The sequence below is a fragment of the Hyphobacterium sp. SN044 genome, assembly GCF_021864465.1.
Classification (GTDB): Bacteria; Pseudomonadota; Alphaproteobacteria; order Caulobacterales; family Maricaulaceae; genus Hyphobacterium.
Window position 1 is genome coordinate 1 of the sequence record NZ_JAKKUV010000063.1, and the last position, 281, is coordinate 281.

Below are 281 nucleotides of genomic sequence, written 5' to 3' on the forward strand. Positions count from 1 at the left end.
TCTCATGGTTGGTGCTGCCTATGCCGGCGTACCGCTCTACCGAATGTTCTGCCAGTCCACAGGAATGGGTGGCGAGATCAAGAAGGGTCACGATACGTCAAAGATCGAGACGATGACGGCAGTGGCCGATCGCGTCATCAGGATTCGTTTCAATGCAGACACAGCGTCTAGCATGCAGTGGAGTTTTCGGCCTCATCAGCCAGAAATAAAGATACTGCCGGGTGAGACAGCCCTAGCATTTTACCGTGCAAAAAAACCCAACGGACAAACCGATAGTCGGC

At 53.0% G+C, this 281-nt stretch carries 1 protein-coding gene; it reads left to right on the forward strand.

The features are described from left to right. Positions 1 to 281, forward strand: a 281-nt coding sequence (locus L5876_RS14660; protein WP_236957101.1) for a cytochrome c oxidase assembly protein, incomplete at both ends; no start/stop codon positions are given.